Genomic DNA, 17,768 nt, shown 5'->3' with positions numbered 1-17,768 from the left:
CTGGCTGATCGGTGCGGGTGCGGGTGCGGGTGCGGGGCTGTGGGTCCGGTTCAGGGTCCGGGCTACAGGTAGGGGCCGGAGCGGATTGCCCCGTGCGGGTCCGCTCCGCCTTCCTCCTCCTCGTGACCACTGCCCGGCGGCAGGGCGCGGCGCATCTGCTCCAGCTGCGCGCGGGCCGCCATCTGCTGGGCGAACAGCGCCGTCTGGATGCCATGGAAGAGGCCCTCCAGCCAGCCCACCAACTGGGCCTGCGCGATCCTGAGTTCCGCCTCGGAGGGAACGGACTCCTCGGTGAACGGCAGCGAGAGCCGCTCCAGCTCCTCCACCAGCTCCGGCGCGAGGCCGTCCTCCAGCTCCTTCACCGAGCTGGCGTGGATCTCCTTGAGGCGTACACGGCTCGCCTCGTCGAGAGGAGCCGCCCTGACCTCCTCCAGGAGCTGCTTGATCATGCTGCCGATGCGCATGACCTTCGCGGGCTGTTCGACCATCTCCGTCACCGGGATCTCGCGCGACTCGTCGGTAGTGCCACCGCCACCGCCGCCGATCGCCATTCCGTCCTGTCCCACTACGAGGACTTGGGGGTGCTCCTGCGACCGTTCATTCCTCGGCATCTCCATGCCGCCCATTGTCTCGCACACCTGCCGTACAACACGGTGGTGCCCCCGGAAACGTGTGATCCACCGTTTCCGAGGGCACCGGACCGGCACCGATCCGGCACCGGAAGAACTCCTGAGCAGCCGGTCAGCCCGCTGCCGCTGCCTCCCGCCCGGTCATCCGACGCGCCGGGACAGCGTCAGCCGGGAGCGGGTGAACACCGCTGCCAGAAGCCCGGCCAGCAGCGGGACCACGACAGCCAGCAACCCCAGGGTCGCCCAGGGCAAGACGATCGGGGTGTACGCGGACTCCATGGGACGAAGCCGCATCTCCTCCACCGCTTTGTGCAGGTCGATCAGGCGCAGCGCCACCGCGGGCACCAGCCCCGCGGCCGTGCCGAGAAGCACCCCGGTGAGCGCCACCACCAGGCACTGGAACCCGGAAAGGGTCCGCCGCACCCGCGGGGGCGCGCCCACCGCGCTGAGTGTGGTGAGGTCGGCCTCCGCGTCGGCCTTGGACAGCCCGGTCGTGATCGCGGCCGCACCCAGGGTCACCACCCCGGCGAACAGCGTCAGCACCAGCAGCATGGTGCTCTGGCGCTGCTCATCGGATCCGCTTCCGACCTGTATGTAGACGTCTCCACCGGCCTGCTGGATCGCGGCATCGGTCCGCTGGGTCTCGGCGTCCGTCGGCGGGCGGGAGACGTTGTACACGCTGCCGTACACCGAGGTGTGCAGGCCGATCCGCTGTGCGCTCTTCGCCGGCATGATCATGCGGAGTCCGGGTGTCCCGGCGTACTCGGCGTCAGCGACGTACACCTTCAGCCGGTCCGTCGTCGTCCTGGCCGGTCCCGGGTGCAGGGCGCGGTTCTTCTTGTCCTTGTCGCTGTACCGGTGGGTCGCCTTGATCGTGACCTGGCCGTCCTTCGCGTACGCCCGGTTGAGCAGCACGGGGGTGCCCGCGTCCAGTGCCTTGGCGGCGGCCGGGTCGTCGAGCTTCACGTACGTCTTCAGCAGCGACGCGTCGCCCACGACGATGTTGCTCCCGCCGGAGCTGAACGTGTCCAGGGTGAAGCGCTCGTCCACGCACTCCGGGGAGTGCATCATGCTGCGGTGCTCCTCGCCGCTCATCCGTTCGGCGAGCTCCTTGGCGCCCTTGGTGTTGAGCGGGCAGCTGTGCCCCTTGCCGGTGGGCTTGACCAGTTCGAGCGTGCCGCAGCCGTTCTCCTCTTCGTAGTAGACGTTGCAGTCGCTGCCCGCCCAGACCCGGGTGATCCCGGCGGGCCGGCCCGTGGGCGTCATGTTCCGCTCCACCGCCGCCCCTGCCAGCGGTAGCTGCTCGGTGCCCTTGGCATCCAGGCTGGACACCACGACCGAGTTCTCGCTGAGCATCGGCGTGCGGTCGAAGTCCGACCCGGCCGCACTACTGGACACGTACGTGGCGATGGCCACCGATCCCGCGACCGCGGCCATGACCGCCGCGACCGCCGGAGCGGTCCTGCCGCGGTTGCGGGCCGCGTCGCGCAGCGCCATCCGGGGCGAGAGCGGGAACCTGCGGCCGAGCCGGCCGAGCAGCCCGACGATTACCGGGATGCAGCCGAGGAGCCCCAGTTCGGCGATCACCGAGCCGGCGGCGACCTGGCCGGAGCTGCCCGAGGTGCCGCCGAGGACGGCGATCACGACGCCGAGGGCCAGGACGCAGACGCCCACGATCGGCAGGACCCGGGAGCTGCGACGGACGCCGCGGCGTCCGGTGAGCGACTCCAGTACGGACTGACGGCTCGCCACGACCGCCGGGACGAACGCCGCCAGCAGACCGGTGACCAGCCCGATCGCGGCGATGGCCAGCAGTTCCTTCGGATACAGGGCGAGCGAGCCGAAGCGCTGTCCGGCCTGGTTCTCGATCAGCGGCCGGAACACCATGGTCAGCACCAGTCCGGCCACCACCCCCACCACGGCTCCGGCGCCGCCGAGCACCAGCCCGCCGGAGAGGACCACGGCCCGTACATGGCGCCGGTCCCCGCCGCAGGTGCCGACGAGTCCGAGCTGACGGCGTGAGCGGCGCGCACCGACGGCGAAGGCTGGTCCGGCGAGCAGCACGATCTCCAGGACCGCCATGGAGACGACCGTGACGAGGGCTGCGCTCAGCTCGGTGGAGGAGCTGCGCGTGGTGTTGTCGCCCAGCTTTCTGGCGAACGGGACCTCGGAGTCCGGCGGCGGGTCGAGGACGACCTGCCGGGAGACGACGACGGCGCCCTTCTTGTTGGCCGCCATCACGTCGGGCCAGCTGACGCCCTGTCCGTCCTTGCCCTTCACCAGCCAGGTCAACGGGCCGGCGTTCGGCGGCAGCACCTTCTTGTCCTGGGCGGCGGTGGCCTTCCACGGGGCGATGACCGCGCCCGGATCGGCGTACAGGGCCCTGGCCTTCAGATTCTCCGGCTGCTCGACGGTGCCGGTGATGGTGTACTTCTGCTCGGGCCCGCGCAGGGTGATGGGTGAACCGATGTGCAGGCCGGACAACTTCAGGAACGGCTCGGTGGCGACCATCTCGCCGGCGCCTTTGGGGAACGCGCCGTCGACGAGGTCGAGCTTTCCGCGGGCCATCCGGTCCGAGGTCCGGAACTCGAAGATCTCCGCGTCCGCGACGCCGTACCTGGTGGTGACGCTCGCGGGCACGGTCTGGATGCTGATTCCTCGCGCACCCTGGGGGAACGCGGTCCGCAGGTCGAGCGGGGGCGCGTCCTCGGGCAGCGGGATGTCGCTGACGGGGCTGTAGTTGTCTCCGTTGGCCGACTGTTCCGTCGGACCCGTCCCGGGGTCGCTGAACAGTGCGTCGGCCGAGCCCATCTGAGTCATCAGCTGTTCGGCCGGGGTGAGCTCAACACTGCGGTACGTCACGTCGAGCGCGGTGACGCCGAGCACGGGTATGGCGATCATCGCGACCACCAGTGCGCTGCGGCCCTTGGCGCGCATGGCGTCGCGCCGGGCTATTCGTAGGGCGGCGCGCCAGCCCGTGAAGATCTTCACCGGGCGCCCTCGGCGGCGAGCAGCGAGTTGGCGTCGGTGGACAGCGTCTGGTCGACGATCGAGCCGTCCCGCAGGAAGACGACCCGGTCCGCCCAGGCGGCGTAACGGGGTTCGTGCGTCACCATCACACCGGCCGCGCCCTGGTCGCAGCGGTTGCGCAGCAGCGCGAGGACGGTCTCGCCGGTCTCGGAGTCGAGTGCCCCGGTCGGTTCGTCGGCGAGCACCAGTCGGCGGTCCCCCACCAGCGCGCGGGCGATCGCGACGCGCTGCTGCTGGCCGCCGGACATCTCGTCCGGGAAGCGGTCGGCGATCTCCAGGAGGTTCATCTCCTCCAGCGCGGCCCGGGCCTCCTTGCGTGCCTTGCGCACCGAGAAGCCGTCGAGCTCACGGGGCAGGGAGACGTTCTCGGCGGCGGTCAGGGCGGGGATCAGGTTGTAGTCCTGGAAGACGTAGCCGACGCTGCGGCGGCGCAGCGCGGCCACGCCCTTGCGGCCGAGCGTGGAGATGTCCTGGCCCTCGATGATGACCTGGCCCGCGGTCGCGGCGTCGAGACCGCCGGCGATCGTCAGCAGGGTGGACTTGCCCGAGCCGGACGGGCCCATCACGGCGACGAGCTCACCGGCGTGCACCGACAGGTTGATGCCGCGCAGGGCGTGCACCTCGGCGATGCCGGTGCCGTGGGTGCGGGTGAGCGCGCGGAGTTCGAGCACCGGCGCATCCACCGGCAGGGGCGGGGCTGCTGAGGACGGGGCGTGCAGTGACATGACGGTTGTTCCCCCTCGGAACGGTTCTGCGGTCGGTGTCCGGCGAGCGGACGAGTCGCCGGGGCCGTGGCTCGGCGGTGTGGGGCCGCCGGGGCCGTGGCTCAGCTGTGTGCGGGTGCTGTTTCAGCGGCGTGCGCGGGCCTTGGCGGTACGTGCGGGGCCGGGCGCGGACGTCTTGGCCTCCGGCTCCGTGGCGGCGGCCTGGGCGAGACGGACCAGCCGGGACTCGCAGTGGTCCAGCCAGCGGGCCTCCGCCTCGGCCTGGAAGATCAGCTGTTCCAGTACGAGCAGCCAGGCGACCTCGTCGCGGTTGGTGGGTGCGTCGGTGAGCGCCTTGAGGCGCGTGTAGTCCTGCATCGCCTTCACGGTGTGGTGGCGCTGGGACTGGATGACGGCCCGGATGTCCACACCGGGGGCGCCGACGGCCATGGCGAGCTTGATGGCCAGCTCGTCCCGCGGCGGACTGCTGCGGTCGACGGGGGTCTCGAACCAGTTGCGCAGCTCGGCACGCCCCTCGTCGCTGATCGAGTACAGCGAGTGCCCCTGGTCGTCCTCGGCGTCCTGGGCGACCAGGCCGTCACGCTCCAGCCGGCTCAGTGTCGTGTACACCTGCCCGACGTTGAGCGGCCAGGTGGAGCCGGTGCGGGACTCGAATTCGGTCCGGAGCTGAGAGCCGTAGCGCGGCCCCCGTTCCAGTAGGGCAAGTAGCCCGTGACGGATCGACATACTGAGTATGTATACCGAGTATGTCGCCGCACGCAAGTTCCGTTGACTGGTACGGAGTGGGCGGGCCGGCCTGGGTGCGGCGGTCAGCCGAGGCGGCGGATGCGCATGGCGAGGAAGCCGATACCCAGTCCGACCAGGGAGATTCCCACGCCGAGGGACAGCTCCTGGACCTGTCCTACGGCCCCTTCGCCGACGGCCTGCCGCGAGTACCGGCCGGCCTCGGGCGACGTGCTCGCGTCAGGAACGGTGACCGGCACCGCGGCGGGGTCCGTCGGGGTGGGGATCGTCGCGGTGGGATCGTTCTTGTTTGATTCGGCGGCGTCGTCCGCCTGTGCGATCTCCTGGGGCGTCAGCTGTCGCCCGGGGCGCTCCCGGCCCTCCCCGGCGGGCCGCCCCGCCAACGGCGACTGCTTGTCCTGGGACCGCGGCGACCCGGCGCTCGGCGAGGGCGGCCCGGCGTCGTCGGACGGGGCGCCCGAGGGTGCGGACGGCAGGGGTGCGGGAGGCGCGGGCGCGGCCGCCGGGCCCGCGGATGTGCCGGGTCGGTGCGGGGCGGACGGGGCGCCGGGAGGCGGCGCGGAGGGGGTGGCGGACGGTGGCACGTCGGACGGGGAGCCGGACGGACCGGGCACGGTGACGGAGGGCTCGGCGACCGCCGCCGTGCGCGGCGCCACGAGAGCGTGGGCCGGCGCCACGGAGGTGTGGACCGGTGCCACGAAAGCGTGGACCGCCGCCGGGGCCCCGGCGGCCGCGCGCTCGTCCGCGTGCGCCTCGCCACCGGTCATGGCCCCCAGTGCCGCGACCGCGGTCAGTACCAGGCAGGCCGTGCACAGCGAGGGTCGTGAGGAGGGATGTCCTGAAGCCATGAGGCCAGCGTCACATGTGACGGTATGTCCGGCATCTCGGACGATGCGCGTTCGCCCTGTCGGATCACGGGAGCCGTTGCGCCGGCTGACGTCTGCTCCCTGGCGCCGGCTGCCCGTTCGGCGTACCCCATGACTCGTCGCGGCTGTCCGCCGATGCCGTGGGCGCCGTCGGCCGGGTGCGCGTCCGGAGTCCGGTTCCTCCGCGATGACGCTTGGGTACTGCCGATGAAGTGCTTGCCGGGTACCCGCTGAAACTAGGCCGGATCGCCGGTCGAGACCTTCAGCTCGAAGTGTGCTCCGACCTTCGAGACCGCGGTTCCGGACGTCGGGAACTGGTCGACGACCTGGTCCTCGGCGTACGCGTTCCCGGGCTCCTTGATGATCTTGACGGTCCAGCCCGCCGCGTCCGCGCACGCCCTCGCCGAAAGGATGTCCTTGAAGATGAACCTCGGGGCATCGACCTTGCTCGGGTCGTCGGAGTCCTCCATCGCGTCCGTGCACTTCTCGGTGTCCATCGTCCGGTTCCGTTCCGGACCGCGGTGCTCACCGGCCGGGGACACGCTCGACGAGGCGTCGGTGCCGCCGCCCTTGTCCTCGTTCTTCATCGAGAGCACCGTGATCAGGCCGCCGATCGCGATCAGGGCGACGACGATCGAGCCCATGATCACCGGCAGGTTCCGCTTGGAGCCGCCACCGCCCGAAGCGGCGGACGTCGGCTGCGAGAGCGAGTACGGCTGCGGGGTCTGCTGCTGCATCGGGGACATCGGCGACATCGGCGCCTGGCCCTGGTACGCCGGGGCCGACTGGGGATAGCCGTACGACGGGGCGGGCGTCGGCGGACCGTAGGGGCCGGGCTGCTGCTGCGACTGGTACGGGCCGGGCTGGTACGGCGTCTGGACGTTCTGCGGAGCGGCGGTGGACTGGTCGACCGGCGGGAAGACCGCCGAACCGACACCCGAGCCGCTGTTCGCCGGGGCGCCGGCCCCGGCGATGATCACCGGGGCGCCCGTCCGGCCGCTCGCGCTCAGCACGCGGGCGATCTCGTCCTGCATTGCGGCGGCGCTCGGGAAGCGCTCGTTCGGGTTCTTCTTCAGCGCGCGGGCGACCAGCGCGTCCATCGCCGGGGTGATCGACCGGTTGATGGTGGAGGGCGCGACCGGCTCCTCCTGCACATGCGCGTACGCGATGGCCAGGGGTGAGTCCGCGTCGAACGGGATGCGGCCGGTCAGCAGCTGGAACAGCATGATGCCGACCGAGTACAGGTCGGAGCGCGCGTCCACCCCACGGCCCAGGGCCTGTTCGGGGGAGAGGTACTGGGGGGTGCCGACGACCATGCCGGTCTGCGTCATCGACGTGACGCCCGACTGCATGGCGCGGGCGATGCCGAAGTCCATGACCTTCACGACACCGCGCTTGGTCACCATCACGTTGCCGGGCTTGATGTCGCGGTGGACCAGGCCCATTTCGTGGCTGGTGTCCAGGGCGGCCAGCACATCGGCCGTCACCTTGAGCGCCTTGTCGGCGGGCATGGCACCGTGACTGCGGATGTCCGACTGGAGCACGGAGCCGAGCGGCTGCCCCTCCACGTACTCCATGACTATGTACGGCATCAGCGCGCCGCCGAGTTCGTCCTCGCCGGTGTCGAAGACGGAGACGATGTTGGTGTGCTGGAGCTTGGCGACGGCCTGGGCCTCGCGCCGGAACCGCTCGCGGAAGGACTGCTCGCGTCCGAGTTCGGTGTGGAGGGTCTTGATCGCGACCTGCCGGTCGAGCGCCGAGTCGTACGCCAGGTATACGGACGCCATCCCGCCCTCGCCGAGCAGGTCACGCAGCTGGTAGCGGCCACCGGCGACCGAACCGCCCGCATAGCGCCCCTGGGCCCCTTGTGCGCCGTCGTGGCTCATGACTTGCTTCCCCCTCGGGCGCGCGACTCACGCGAAGATCCGTATTACGGGCCAGTCTGCCCGAGGGGTACGACACGTCAAGCCAGGTGCCCGTTCCGTGACCCTACGCACAAGAAGCGTCTCGGAAGCGTTACAGGAAGCGCATGAATTTGCGCGGGCGGCGCACCAGCCGGTTTGATGGCCGGTCCCTCTCGAAAACGGTGTGTCCGACGAAGGCTGTAGCGTGACGTGGCAATGCAGCAAGGCACCGTGAGAACCCGCGGACGCGCGGACATATACGACGGCGAGGACTGATGGCACCCGAACCCGAAGCAAACGGCGGCGGAGTTCCGGATGACACCGACGCCTCGGGCCTCGGAGGTGTTGTCGGCGACGGACGGTACCGGCTGACCCACCGGCTCGGTTCCGGCGGTATGGCCGAGGTCTTCGCGGCCGAGGACGTCCGGCTCGGACGTACGGTCGCGGTGAAGCTGCTGCGCTCCGATCTCGCCGAGGACCCGGTCTCCAAGGCCCGGTTCACGCGTGAGGCCCAGTCGGTCGCGGGGCTCAACCACCATGCTGTCGTGGCGGTGTACGACTCCGGCGAGGACACCGTGGGCGGCCAGACCGTCCCGTACATCGTGATGGAGCTCGTCGAGGGCCGCACCATCCGTGACCTGTTGCTCAACGCCGAGGCCCCGCCTCCGGAGCAGGCGCTGATCATTGTCTCCGGGGTACTTGAGGCGCTCGCCTACTCGCACCAGCACGGCATCGTGCACCGGGACATCAAGCCCGCCAACGTGATCATCACGCACTCCGGCGCGGTCAAGGTGATGGACTTCGGCATCGCCCGCGCGCTGCACGGCGCGCAGTCGACGATGACGCAGACCGGCATGGTCATGGGGACGCCGCAGTACCTCTCCCCGGAGCAGGCGCTGGGCAAGGCCGTCGACCACCGCTCCGACCTGTACGCCACCGGCTGTCTGCTCTACGAACTCCTGGCGCTGCGGCCCCCGTTCACGGGTGAGACGCCGCTCTCCGTCGTGTACCAGCACGTCCAGGACATTCCGGTCCCGCCGTCGGAGGTCTCCGACGCGGTGCCCGCGGAGCTCGACGGGCTGGTGATGCGCTCGCTCGCGAAGGACCCGGACGACCGGTTCCAGAGCGCCGAGGAGATGCGCGGGCTCGTCCAGTACAGCCTGCAGATGCTTCAGGTGCAGGGCGGCCACACCGGTACGTGGAACACGGGCCCGGTCGTGACGCACGAGGGCGGTGCCACCCCGCCCCGGGGTATGACCGGCGCCACCCGTGCGATGGGGTACCCGCAGCACGGGGACACCTCGCAGGGGCCGATCCTGCCGCCGATGAACCCTGACGACGGCGGATACGACGGCGGTGGCCGGCCGGGCGGTGGCGGTCGCGGCAAGCTGTGGCTGTTCGTCGTGCTGGCGCTGATCGCGATCGGTGCGGGCATCGCCATCGCGCTCAGCGCGGCGAACGGCAGCGGCGACAAGCACGAGAAGAAGCCGGCGTCGACGTCCAGCTCCCCGTCTCCGAAGAAGAGTTCGGCCTCGCCGACCGAGGAGCAGACCCAGGACACCGAGCAGCCCGGGACCTCCACCGGCAACCAGCAGGAGCCGCCGCCGAGGCCCTCGCACACCAGGTCGTTCACACCGAGCGAAACCGCCGAGCCCCCCACGCCCACCGAGTCGGAAACGGCCCCGGGCACCACGACGGACGGCGGTACGGGCACCGACGATGGCGGAACGTCGACGGACGGCGGTACGGGCACCGACACGACGGGCGCGACGACCGACGGCGGCACCAGCGGCGAGTCGGGCGGCACGGCGACGGGCGGCGGAGCGGGCGGAGAGCCGGGCGGCACCGCGGAGGGTGCCAGCACCGGCACCACCGCGGGCTCAGCGGGCTCCGCGGTCACCGCGGGCACCCAGTAAGCACCCGCGGCCTCACCCCGTAAGCACCCGCACCCGCAGCCTCACCCCGTGAACGCCTCGCACACCGCGTCGTACTCACGGGTCCACCAGACCGCCAGGGCCGACACCGCAGGGAACTGCGGGTCGGCCCTTCGGTCGTTCAGGCAGTACCGCCAGCGCAGTATCCAGAAGTCGTTGAGCCGCTCCCACCACACCCGGTGCACCGCGGCGGCCAGCTCGGCCGCCCCGGCCCCGGCCGCCCGCCGGTAGGCGCGCGCGTACGCCCGCACCTTCGCCAGCTCCAGCTCACCGGTCGGCTGGACGAAGAAGATCGCCGCCGCCCGCACCGCCTCCTCCGCCCGGGGCTGCACGCCGAGCCGGTCCCAGTCGAGGATCGCCACCGGGTCGGCGCCCCGGTAGAGCACGTTCAGCGGGTGGAAGTCGCCGTGCACCCAGCCGGTCGCCGGAACCCCGGGCGGCGGCGGCCGGCGGCCCGCGTGCTGGTCCAGCAGGGTGCGCCGCTCCAGGAGCCGGTGCTCGGCCAGTTCGTCGAAGGAGTCCCGGGGCCGCCGGCCGCGCGCCGCGGTCAGCAGCTCGTCGATCAGCGCGAAGGTGTCGGCGGGGTCCGGGCTCGCATGTCCGGGCGGTCGGCCCGCGGCCCCCGCGCCCGTCTCCATCACCTGTTCAAGACCGGTGTGTACGGCTCCGAGGAGCGCCCCGAGCCGTACCGACTGGGCGATGGTGAGCTGGGCACCGGCCCGGTGCAGCCCGTCGACCCAGGGGTGCAGGGCGTAGCGGCGGCCGCCGATCTCGGTGACGGTGCCGCCCTCGGTGTCCTCGAGGGGCGGGGCGACGGGTACTCCGAGTGATTGCAGCCGCTTGGTGGCGCGGTGCTGGCGGACGATCGTGGCGCGGTCGCCGGTGGAGTCGTCCAGGTGGTGCTTGAGGAAGTAGGAACCGCGGGTGGTGGAGACCCGGTATCCGTGGTTGAGCAGGCCCTGGTCCAGGGGTTTGCAGGTGAGCGGCTCACCTGTGTTGGGGTAGCGGCGAAGCACCTCGCAGACCGGGGGAACAGGCGGGAATGTTACAGATGAGCGCGGCACTCGCCAGATGTTAGATCACGCTGTGTTGCGGGCTGTGTCGAGTTGCGTTGAAGTCCAGAGTGTGCACGCTGACGAAATGCGGGTCGAGCCGGAGAAAGGCCGGGGTGAAGGGCTCCCCGTTCACCTCGACGGGGACGGGACCGAAGAGCTCGCGCTGGGCGGGGGTCGGCTCCACGGTCTCCGCGGGCCCGGTGAACTGCACGGACCACAGGTCCCGGCTGCCCGCCGAGGTGGCCGCGTTGAAGTTGTCCGCCCCGTACGCCACGACCGTGCCGTTGCAGGCGTCGTGGTAGCCGAGGCCGCTGTGCATCCGGAGGACGACCCGGCCGTCGATCACGATGTGGCGGGCCACCGTCAGGAACGGAAGGGCCCGCATGCTCGTCGCCAGCCGGCCGTAGGGGACCCGGCCGAGCAGGTCGATCGCTTGGAGTTCTTCCTCGGTGGACATGACCCAACTGTCCGTCACCGCGGCGGAGAGAATAAGAGGCTGCGGCCCCGGGCGCCGGGGGACCAAAGTCCCTAGTCCGCCACGGGCCGCGGCCTCTTCCGCACGGTTTTCCTGCGGACGCGCACGGGTCGCACTTCCCGTTCCGTCCGGTTTCCGGCTCCGGTGCCGTTCAGCGCTTCTCGGCCTGGAGCCGCGCCACATAGGCGGCGGCCTGCGAGCGGCGTTCCATGCCGAGCTTGGAGAGCAGGCTGGAGACGTAGTTCTTGATCGTCTTCTCGGCGAGATGCAGCCGCTCCCCGATCACCCGGTTCGTCAGCCCCTCACCGATGAGGTCCAGGATCTTGCGTTCCTGATCCGTGAGGCCGGCGAGTTTGTCGTCGCCGCGGCCCTTCTTGCCGTCGCGCAGGCGCTCCAGCACCCGTGCGGTGGCCACGGGGTCGAGCAGCGACTTTCCAGCCGCCACATCCCGTACGGCGTTCAGCAGCTCGTTGCCCCGGATCGCCTTGAGCACGTATCCGGAGGCTCCCGCCATGATCGCGTCGAAGAGCGCCTCGTCGTCGGCGTACGAGGTCAGCATCAGGCAGTTGATGGACTCGTCCTGCGACCGGATCTCCCGGCAGACCTCCACCCCGCTGCCGTCGGGCAGCCGTACGTCGAGGATGGCGACATCGGGCCGGGTCGCGGGGATGCGGACCAGTGCGTCCTGTGCCGTACCGGCCTCGCCGACCACCTCGATGTCGTCCTCCACCGAGAGGAGCTCATGGACTCCGCGGCGGACGACTTCATGGTCGTCCAGCAGAAAAACAGTGATTTTTCCTTCTTTGCGCACAAACGCAGTCTCACACACTCCCCTCTTCCCTGCCGGTGTCGGGCGGGATAACGTGCCGTTGTTCCGGCGGCCTGCGAGGCTGTTTCCAGTGCTGTGACCAGCGAGAGTTCCCGAATTCTGCGATTTACTTGGATATCCAAGCAAAATCGCAGGTCAGATAGGGTGTCGCAGTTACGTGAGGCACTGGGTAACGTGCCTTGTACAGGGTGCTCGCCGGGGCACCTGTCACGCCTGTTCCCGGACCGAGCGGCACCCACCCCGTGCACGGGTACGGACACAGGCGAGCCGCACTGGTCTCCCGGCAGACCCCGGGGGCCGGACCGACGGAGGAGCACGCACGTGACCGTGGAGAGCACTGCTGCCGCGCGCAAACCGCGACGCAGCAGCAAGCGGACCAGCGCCGCGAAGGCGCCCGCGAAGTCGCCACAGACTTCCGGACCCGAGCTCGTACAGCTGCTGACGCCCGAGGGCGAGCGCGTCGAGCACCCGGACTACTCGATCGACCTGACCGCGGAGGAGTTGCGCGGCCTGTACCGGGACATGGTCCTGACCCGCCGCTTCGACGCCGAGGCCACCGCCCTCCAGCGCCAGGGCGAGCTCGGGCTGTGGGCTTCGCTGCTGGGCCAGGAGGCCGCCCAGATCGGCTCCGGCCGGGCACTGCGCGACGACGACTACGTCTTCCCGACGTACCGGGAGCACGGCGTCGCCTGGTGCCGGGGGGTCGATCCGACCAATCTCCTCGGGATGTTCCGCGGTGTGAACCACGGCGGCTGGGACCCGAACACCAACAACTTCCACCTGTACACGATCGTCATCGGCTCGCAGACCCTGCACGCCACCGGCTACGCCATGGGTGTCGCCAAGGACGGCGCGGACTCGGCCGTGATCGCGTACTTCGGTGACGGCGCCTCCAGCCAGGGCGATGTTGCCGAGGCGTTCACGTTCTCCGCGGTCTACAACGCCCCGGTCGTGTTCTTCTGCCAGAACAACCAGTGGGCGATCTCCGAGCCGACCGAGAAGCAGACCCGGGTGCCGCTCTACCAGCGCGCCCAGGGCTTCGGCTTCCCCGGCGTCCGGGTCGACGGCAACGACGTGCTGGCCTGCCTGGCCGTCACCCGGTCCGCCCTGGAGCGGGCCCGTCGCGGCGAGGGCCCCACCCTCGTGGAGGCGTTCACCTACCGGATGGGCGCGCACACCACCTCCGACGACCCGACGAAGTACCGGGCCGACGAGGAGCGCGTCTCCTGGGAGGCCAAGGACCCGATCCTGCGCCTGCGTACGTACCTGGAGAAGCAGGGCGCGGCCGACGAGGCGTTCTTCACCGGCCTCGACGAGGAGAGCGAAGTCCTCGGCAAGCGGGTGCGCGAAGCGGTACGGGCCATGCCCGACCCGGACCGGCTGGCGATCTTCGACCACGCCTACGCCGACGGGAGCGCGCTCGTCGACGAGGAGCGCGCCCAGTTCGCCGCCTACCAGGCATCGTTCGCCGAGGAAGGCAAGTAGTCATGGCCATGGAAAAGATGTCCCTTGCGAAGGCGCTCAACGAGTCGCTGCGCAAGGCCCTCGACACCGACCCCAAGGTCCTCATCATGGGTGAGGACGTCGGAAAGCTGGGCGGGGTCTTCCGGATCACCGACGGTCTCCAGAAGGACTTCGGCGAGGGCCGGGTGATCGACACCCCGCTCGCCGAGTCCGGCATCGTCGGTACGGCGATCGGCATGGCGCTGCGCGGCTACCGGCCGGTCGTGGAGATCCAGTTCGACGGCTTCGTCTTCCCCGCGTACGACCAGATCGTCACGCAGCTCGCGAAGATGCACGCCCGCTCGCTCGGCAAGATCAAGCTGCCGGTCGTCGTGCGGATTCCGTACGGCGGCGGCATCGGCGCCGTGGAGCACCACAGCGAGTCGCCCGAGGCGCTGTTCGCGCACGTCGCGGGCCTGAAGGTGGTCTCGCCCTCGAACGCGTCGGACGCCTACTGGATGATGCAGCAGGCCGTGCAGAGCGACGACCCGATCATCTTCTTCGAGCCGAAGCGCCGTTACTGGGACAAGGGCGAGGTGGACACCGAGTCCATCCCGGGCCAGCTGCACCGCGCTTCCGTCGCCCGTGCCGGCGCGGATCTCACGCTGGTCGCGTACGGCCCGATGGTGAAGGTCTGCCTGGAGGCCGCCGCGGCCGCCCAGGAGGAGGGCAAGTCGATCGAGGTCCTGGACCTGCGTTCGATGTCCCCGATCGACTTCGACGCCATCCAGACGTCGGTCGAGAAGACCCGTCGGCTGGTCGTGGTCCACGAGGCGCCGGTGTTCTACGGCTCCGGCGCGGAGATCGCCGCTCGCATCACGGAGCGGTGCTTCTACCACCTCGAAGCACCCGTGCTGAGGGTCGGCGGCTACCACGTCCCGTACCCGCCGGCCCGGCTCGAGGACGAGTACCTGCCGGGTCTCGACCGTGTGCTCGACGCCGTCGACCGCTCGCTGGCGTACTGAGGACTGGGGCGTGACTACGATGACCGACACTTCCAACGCTGCTCGCTTCCGTGAGTTCAAGATGCCCGACGTGGGCGAGGGACTGACCGAGGCCGAGATCCTCAAGTGGTTCGTCCAGCCGGGCGACACCGTCACCGACGGCCAGGTCGTCTGCGAGGTCGAGACGGCGAAGGCGGCCGTCGAGCTGCCGATCCCGTTCGACGGGGTGGTGCACGAGCTGCGCTTCGGCGAGGGCACGACCGTCGACGTCGGCCAGGTGATCATCGCGGTGGACGTGGCGCCGGGCGGCGGCGACGCGGCTGCGGCTGCGGCTTCTGCCCCGGCCTCGGCCCCCGCGCCCGCCGCCGAGCCGGAGGCCGAGGCGCCGAAGGGCCGTACGCCGGTCCTGGTCGGCTACGGCGTGGCCGAGTCCTCCACGAAGCGGCGCGCCCGCAAGGGCACCGAGGCGGCGCCCGCCGCCGCGTCCGTCGCGATCCAGGGCGAGATGAACGGGCACGGCACCTCCGCCGTCCCCGCAGCCCCTGCGGTCACCGCCGTCTCTGCCGTCTCCGGGACCCGGCCGCTCGCGAAGCCTCCGGTACGGAAGCTGGCGAAGGACCTGGGCATCGACCTGGCGACGGTCAGCCCGACCGGCGCGGGCGGCGTCATCACCCGCGAGGACGTCCACGCGGCGGCGACACCGGCCCCGGTTCCGGCCCCCGCGCCGGTGCGGGACGAGGTTCCGGCTCCGACACCGGCCCCGGCGCAGGCCCCGGCCGTGGTCGCTTCGGCGGGTGCGCGGGAGACCCGTATCCCCGTCAAGGGCGTACGGAAGGCCATCGCGCAGGCGATGGTCGGCAGCGCGTTCACGGCGCCGCACGTCACCGAGTTCGTGACGGTCGACGTGACGCGCACGATGAAGCTGGTCGCGGAGCTCAAGGAGGACAAGGAGATGGCCGGGGTGCGGGTCAACCCGCTCCTGATCATCGCCAAGGCGCTCCTGGTCGCGATCAAGCGGCACCCCGAGGTCAACGCCGCCTGGGACGAGGCGAACCAGGAGATCGTGCAGAAGCACTACGTGAACCTGGGCATCGCCGCGGCCACCCCGCGCGGACTGATCGTGCCGAACATCAAGGACGCGCACGAGCAAACGCTCCCCCAACTGGCCGCATCACTCGGTGAGTTGGTCTCGACGGCTCGCGAGGGCAAGACGTCCCCGGCGGCGATGGCGGGCGGCACGGTGACCATCACCAACGTCGGCGTCTTCGGTGTCGACACGGGTACGCCGATCCTCAACCCGGGCGAGTCCGCGATCCTCGCGGTCGGTGCGATCAAGCTCCAGCCGTGGGTCCACAAGGGCAAGGTGAAGCCCCGCCAGGTCACCACTCTGGCGCTCTCCTTCGACCACCGGCTGGTCGACGGCGAGCTCGGCTCCAAGGTCCTCGCGGACGTCGCCGCGATCCTGGAACAGCCGAAGCGCCTGATCACCTGGGCGTAGTCGCCCCTGCGGCAGGTGTGTGAGGTGGGCCCGTGCGAAGTGCGCGCGGGCCCGCTGTCATGTCCGCACCCGCGTCGAGCGTGCCTGCGCCCGGATGGGGACCCGGAAGATCCTCCGCGACTGCTGTCTCAAGGGCGAGGGCGTGGTCTCGAGCCTCCCTGCCCCCGAGGCGCGGTTGCGCTTCGACCCGGAATGGCAGGAGGCCGACGGCGGGACGCGGCGCCGCTTGCTCATGGTCGACGACGGGCCTGCCTTCGAGCTCAGCTTCTACTGCGGAACGTGCCCGTCTTCGTTCCGCCGATCGGAGACCGCGAGGGGGGTGTCTCACCACACCCGCTCGACCGGGCCGCAGTGGAGAATCCGGACATGACGACGAACGGCTCAGGTACAGACACGGTGGAAGCGGCATGGCAGGAGCTGCTCGACTCCGACCGGGTGAGCGCTGAGTTGGTCGTGGCGGCATACGCCGAGCCACGGCTACGGCAGCTATTCCCCTGGATCGGTATGTGGGAGCTGCATTTCAGTCGCTGTACTGAGCAGCGCTGGACGTGGGACGTGCCCTACATCGGCCCAGCGGCGGCCGGTCCGGACCATGCCGGGCCGTACTACGTCGAGGGGCCTTCGCGGACTCAGAAGATCGGTAGAGCTGGTACAGCGCGGGAGGCGGTCGCAATGGTCGTTGAGCGACTGCCGTCCAACCGTGGCCCAGCGTTCAACGGCACACCCGAGGAACTCGCCACACATGAGCTGATGTCCGTTTCCGGGTTGGCTCCGGGCCAGGCTCGCTGATCACGGCGGTGTCGGTCGTCAGCCGCAGGACCTGCGTCATGTCACCGCTGGGCTGCTCAGCGACGAGCGGTTCCTCGCGGCCTGCGCGGAGCGGGACATGGGAGTCTTCTTCCGGCTGCTGAACCGCCGAGGTGCGCCGCCCGAGGCCCAGTGACCTCAACCCTGCCGGGGCGGCCGGTGCCGGTCGATTACGTTCGAGGTAATGCGGCAATGCCGCGATGGCCGGGCTGGCGTACGGCGCGATGAGCCACTCACATACGGTGGTCGTGACGATCACTCACCCCCTCCGCCCCAAGGGAGCCCCACTGTGAAGGTCCTGCTCTGGCTGCTACTACTGGCCGCCTTCCTCTTCAACCTCATCTCCTATTTTCTCTGGAGCGGCTCGTTCCAGGCCCTGATGAGCGTCGGCTCCGGCCTGATCTGCCTGGCCACGGCCGGAGGGCTCTGGCTCCTCCGCGGCCGACGTGCGGAGACCCGATCCTCGGTTGCATTTTGAGATAATCCCGTGTGGTGGATCACGGTCGGGCGATACGTCGGCATGAACAGCGCAGGAGTTCATGGATGACCTGTGGATGACCTGGTCAGTCCCGTCGTCCCGCCACGCGGCGAAGCAGTAGTACGTCGCGCTCTTCGGCGGCAGGTCGTGCGGGAGGTAGGCCCACCGGCAACCGGTCCGGCCCTGGTAGAGGATCGCGTTCACGATCTCGCGCATCGCGTAGGCGTCCTGGTGACCGCTGACCGAACGGTGCCGGTCCTTCCAGGCCATGATCACCGGCTCGATCAACGAGCACTGCTCGTCCGACAAGTCGCTCGGGTACGGCTTGTGTTCACTCACCCCGCCGC

Annotated in this window: 14 protein-coding genes and 2 pseudogenes; 6 read left to right on the top strand and 10 right to left on the bottom strand. The window is 70.3% G+C overall.

What is annotated here, in order from left to right; all coding sequences use genetic code 11:
- Positions 1 to 62: 62 nt before the first annotated feature.
- The 6 genes from FHX80_RS13775 to FHX80_RS13750 form a co-directional block, all read right to left on the bottom strand.
- A complete protein-coding gene (locus tag FHX80_RS13775) occupies positions 63 to 617 on the bottom strand; it encodes a bacterial proteasome activator family protein (RefSeq protein WP_145764466.1) in 555 nt (184 codons plus the stop codon).
- 153 nt (positions 618 to 770) lie between these two features.
- Positions 771 to 3,620, bottom strand: a complete 2,850-nt coding sequence (locus tag FHX80_RS13770; protein ID WP_145764465.1) for an FtsX-like permease family protein — start codon at positions 3,618 to 3,620, stop codon at positions 771 to 773.
- Complete coding sequence (locus FHX80_RS13765; protein ID WP_145764464.1) at positions 3,617 to 4,384, bottom strand: ABC transporter ATP-binding protein; 768 nt, start codon at positions 4,382 to 4,384, stop codon at positions 3,617 to 3,619. Before FHX80_RS13765 ends, FHX80_RS13770 begins: the two co-directional genes overlap by 4 nt.
- A 123-nt stretch (positions 4,385 to 4,507) precedes the next feature.
- Positions 4,508 to 5,110: a PadR family transcriptional regulator gene (locus FHX80_RS13760; protein WP_145764463.1), complete on the bottom strand. Its 603-nt coding sequence runs from the start codon at positions 5,108 to 5,110 to the stop codon at positions 4,508 to 4,510.
- 83 nt (positions 5,111 to 5,193) lie between these two features.
- Positions 5,194 to 5,976 (bottom strand): hypothetical protein, encoded by a 783-nt coding sequence (locus FHX80_RS35675; RefSeq protein ID WP_244318256.1) that lies wholly within the window; start codon positions 5,974 to 5,976, stop codon positions 5,194 to 5,196.
- 254 nt (positions 5,977 to 6,230) lie between these two features.
- Entirely contained in the window at positions 6,231 to 7,880 is a 1,650-nt protein-coding gene (locus tag FHX80_RS13750; protein ID WP_145764462.1) for a protein kinase domain-containing protein, read from the bottom strand.
- A 293-nt stretch (positions 7,881 to 8,173) separates the two neighbouring features.
- Between FHX80_RS13750 and FHX80_RS13745 the strand changes: the two genes are divergently transcribed.
- Positions 8,174 to 9,814 carry a protein kinase domain-containing protein gene (locus tag FHX80_RS13745; protein ID WP_145764461.1) on the top strand — a complete coding sequence of 547 codons (1,641 nt, stop codon included), beginning with the start codon at positions 8,174 to 8,176 and terminating at the stop codon, positions 9,812 to 9,814.
- Between the two features lie 41 nt (positions 9,815 to 9,855).
- Here the strand turns inward: FHX80_RS13745 and FHX80_RS13740 are convergent, their stop codons facing one another.
- The 3 genes from FHX80_RS13740 to FHX80_RS13730 form a co-directional block, all read right to left on the bottom strand.
- Positions 9,856 to 10,848: a phosphotransferase gene (locus tag FHX80_RS13740; protein ID WP_145764460.1), complete on the bottom strand. Its 993-nt coding sequence runs from the start codon at positions 10,846 to 10,848 to the stop codon at positions 9,856 to 9,858.
- Positions 10,849 to 10,906: 58 nt separating this feature from the next.
- Entirely contained in the window at positions 10,907 to 11,344 is a 438-nt protein-coding gene (locus FHX80_RS13735; protein WP_145764459.1) for a pyridoxamine 5'-phosphate oxidase family protein, read from the bottom strand.
- Positions 11,345 to 11,513: 169 nt separating this feature from the next.
- Positions 11,514 to 12,173: a response regulator gene (locus FHX80_RS13730; protein ID WP_145764458.1), complete on the bottom strand. Its 660-nt coding sequence runs from the start codon at positions 12,171 to 12,173 to the stop codon at positions 11,514 to 11,516.
- Positions 12,174 to 12,512: 339 nt separating this feature from the next.
- On the opposite strand from FHX80_RS13730, the gene pdhA reads away from it, so the two are divergent.
- The 5 genes and pseudogenes from pdhA (at position 12,513) to FHX80_RS13705 (ending at position 16,925) form a co-directional block, all read left to right on the top strand.
- The gene (gene pdhA, locus FHX80_RS13725; protein ID WP_145764457.1) at positions 12,513 to 13,676 is read left to right on the top strand and encodes a pyruvate dehydrogenase (acetyl-transferring) E1 component subunit alpha; all 1,164 of its coding nucleotides are present in this window, start codon (positions 12,513 to 12,515) and stop codon (positions 13,674 to 13,676) included.
- Between the two features lie 2 nt (positions 13,677 to 13,678).
- Positions 13,679 to 14,659, top strand: coding sequence for an alpha-ketoacid dehydrogenase subunit beta (locus tag FHX80_RS13720; RefSeq protein ID WP_145764456.1), 981 nt, complete (start codon positions 13,679 to 13,681; stop codon positions 14,657 to 14,659).
- A gap of 10 nt (positions 14,660 to 14,669) precedes the next feature.
- The gene (locus FHX80_RS13715) at positions 14,670 to 16,136 is read left to right on the top strand and encodes a dihydrolipoamide acetyltransferase family protein (protein WP_145764455.1); all 1,467 of its coding nucleotides are present in this window, start codon (positions 14,670 to 14,672) and stop codon (positions 16,134 to 16,136) included.
- A gap of 61 nt (positions 16,137 to 16,197) precedes the next feature.
- Positions 16,198 to 16,281 (top strand): annotated as a pseudogene (locus FHX80_RS13710) (IS5/IS1182 family transposase); the annotation flags it as partial.
- Between the two features lie 221 nt (positions 16,282 to 16,502).
- Entirely contained in the window at positions 16,503 to 16,925 is a 423-nt protein-coding gene (locus FHX80_RS13705; RefSeq protein ID WP_244318255.1) for a DUF6193 family natural product biosynthesis protein, read from the top strand.
- Positions 16,926 to 17,493: 568 nt separating this feature from the next.
- Here the strand turns inward: FHX80_RS13705 and FHX80_RS36580 are convergent.
- Positions 17,494 to 17,760, bottom strand: a pseudogene (locus FHX80_RS36580) (transposase); the annotation flags it as partial.
- Between the last annotated feature and the right edge of the window lie 8 nt (positions 17,761 to 17,768).

The sequence above is a fragment of the Streptomyces brevispora genome, from assembly GCF_007829885.1.
GTDB classification, from domain to species: domain Bacteria; phylum Actinomycetota; class Actinomycetes; order Streptomycetales; family Streptomycetaceae; genus Streptomyces; species Streptomyces brevispora.
This window is presented reverse-complemented; position numbering and strand designations above follow the sequence as displayed.

What these genes read in the sequence shown, in the direction of transcription:
- FHX80_RS13775 (WP_145764466.1), bottom strand. Translation starts at nt 617, where the DNA reads ATGGAGATGCCGAGGAATGAACGGTCGCAGGAGCACCCCCAAGTCCTC.
- FHX80_RS13760 (WP_145764463.1), bottom strand. Translation starts at nt 5,110, where the DNA reads ATGTCGATCCGTCACGGGCTACTTGCCCTACTGGAACGGGGGCCGCGC.
- FHX80_RS13750 (WP_145764462.1), bottom strand. Translation starts at nt 7,880, where the DNA reads ATGAGCCACGACGGCGCACAAGGGGCCCAGGGGCGCTATGCGGGCGGT.
- FHX80_RS13745 (WP_145764461.1), top strand. Translation starts at nt 8,174, where the DNA reads ATGGCACCCGAACCCGAAGCAAACGGCGGCGGAGTTCCGGATGACACC.
- FHX80_RS13705 (WP_244318255.1), top strand. Translation starts at nt 16,503, where the DNA reads ATGACGACGAACGGCTCAGGTACAGACACGGTGGAAGCGGCATGGCAG.
- FHX80_RS13765 (WP_145764464.1), bottom strand. Translation starts at nt 4,384, where the DNA reads ATGTCACTGCACGCCCCGTCCTCAGCAGCCCCGCCCCTGCCGGTGGAT.
- FHX80_RS35675 (WP_244318256.1), bottom strand. Translation starts at nt 5,976, where the DNA reads ATGGCTTCAGGACATCCCTCCTCACGACCCTCGCTGTGCACGGCCTGC.
- FHX80_RS13720 (WP_145764456.1), top strand. Translation starts at nt 13,679, where the DNA reads ATGGCCATGGAAAAGATGTCCCTTGCGAAGGCGCTCAACGAGTCGCTG.
- FHX80_RS13735 (WP_145764459.1), bottom strand. Translation starts at nt 11,344, where the DNA reads ATGTCCACCGAGGAAGAACTCCAAGCGATCGACCTGCTCGGCCGGGTC.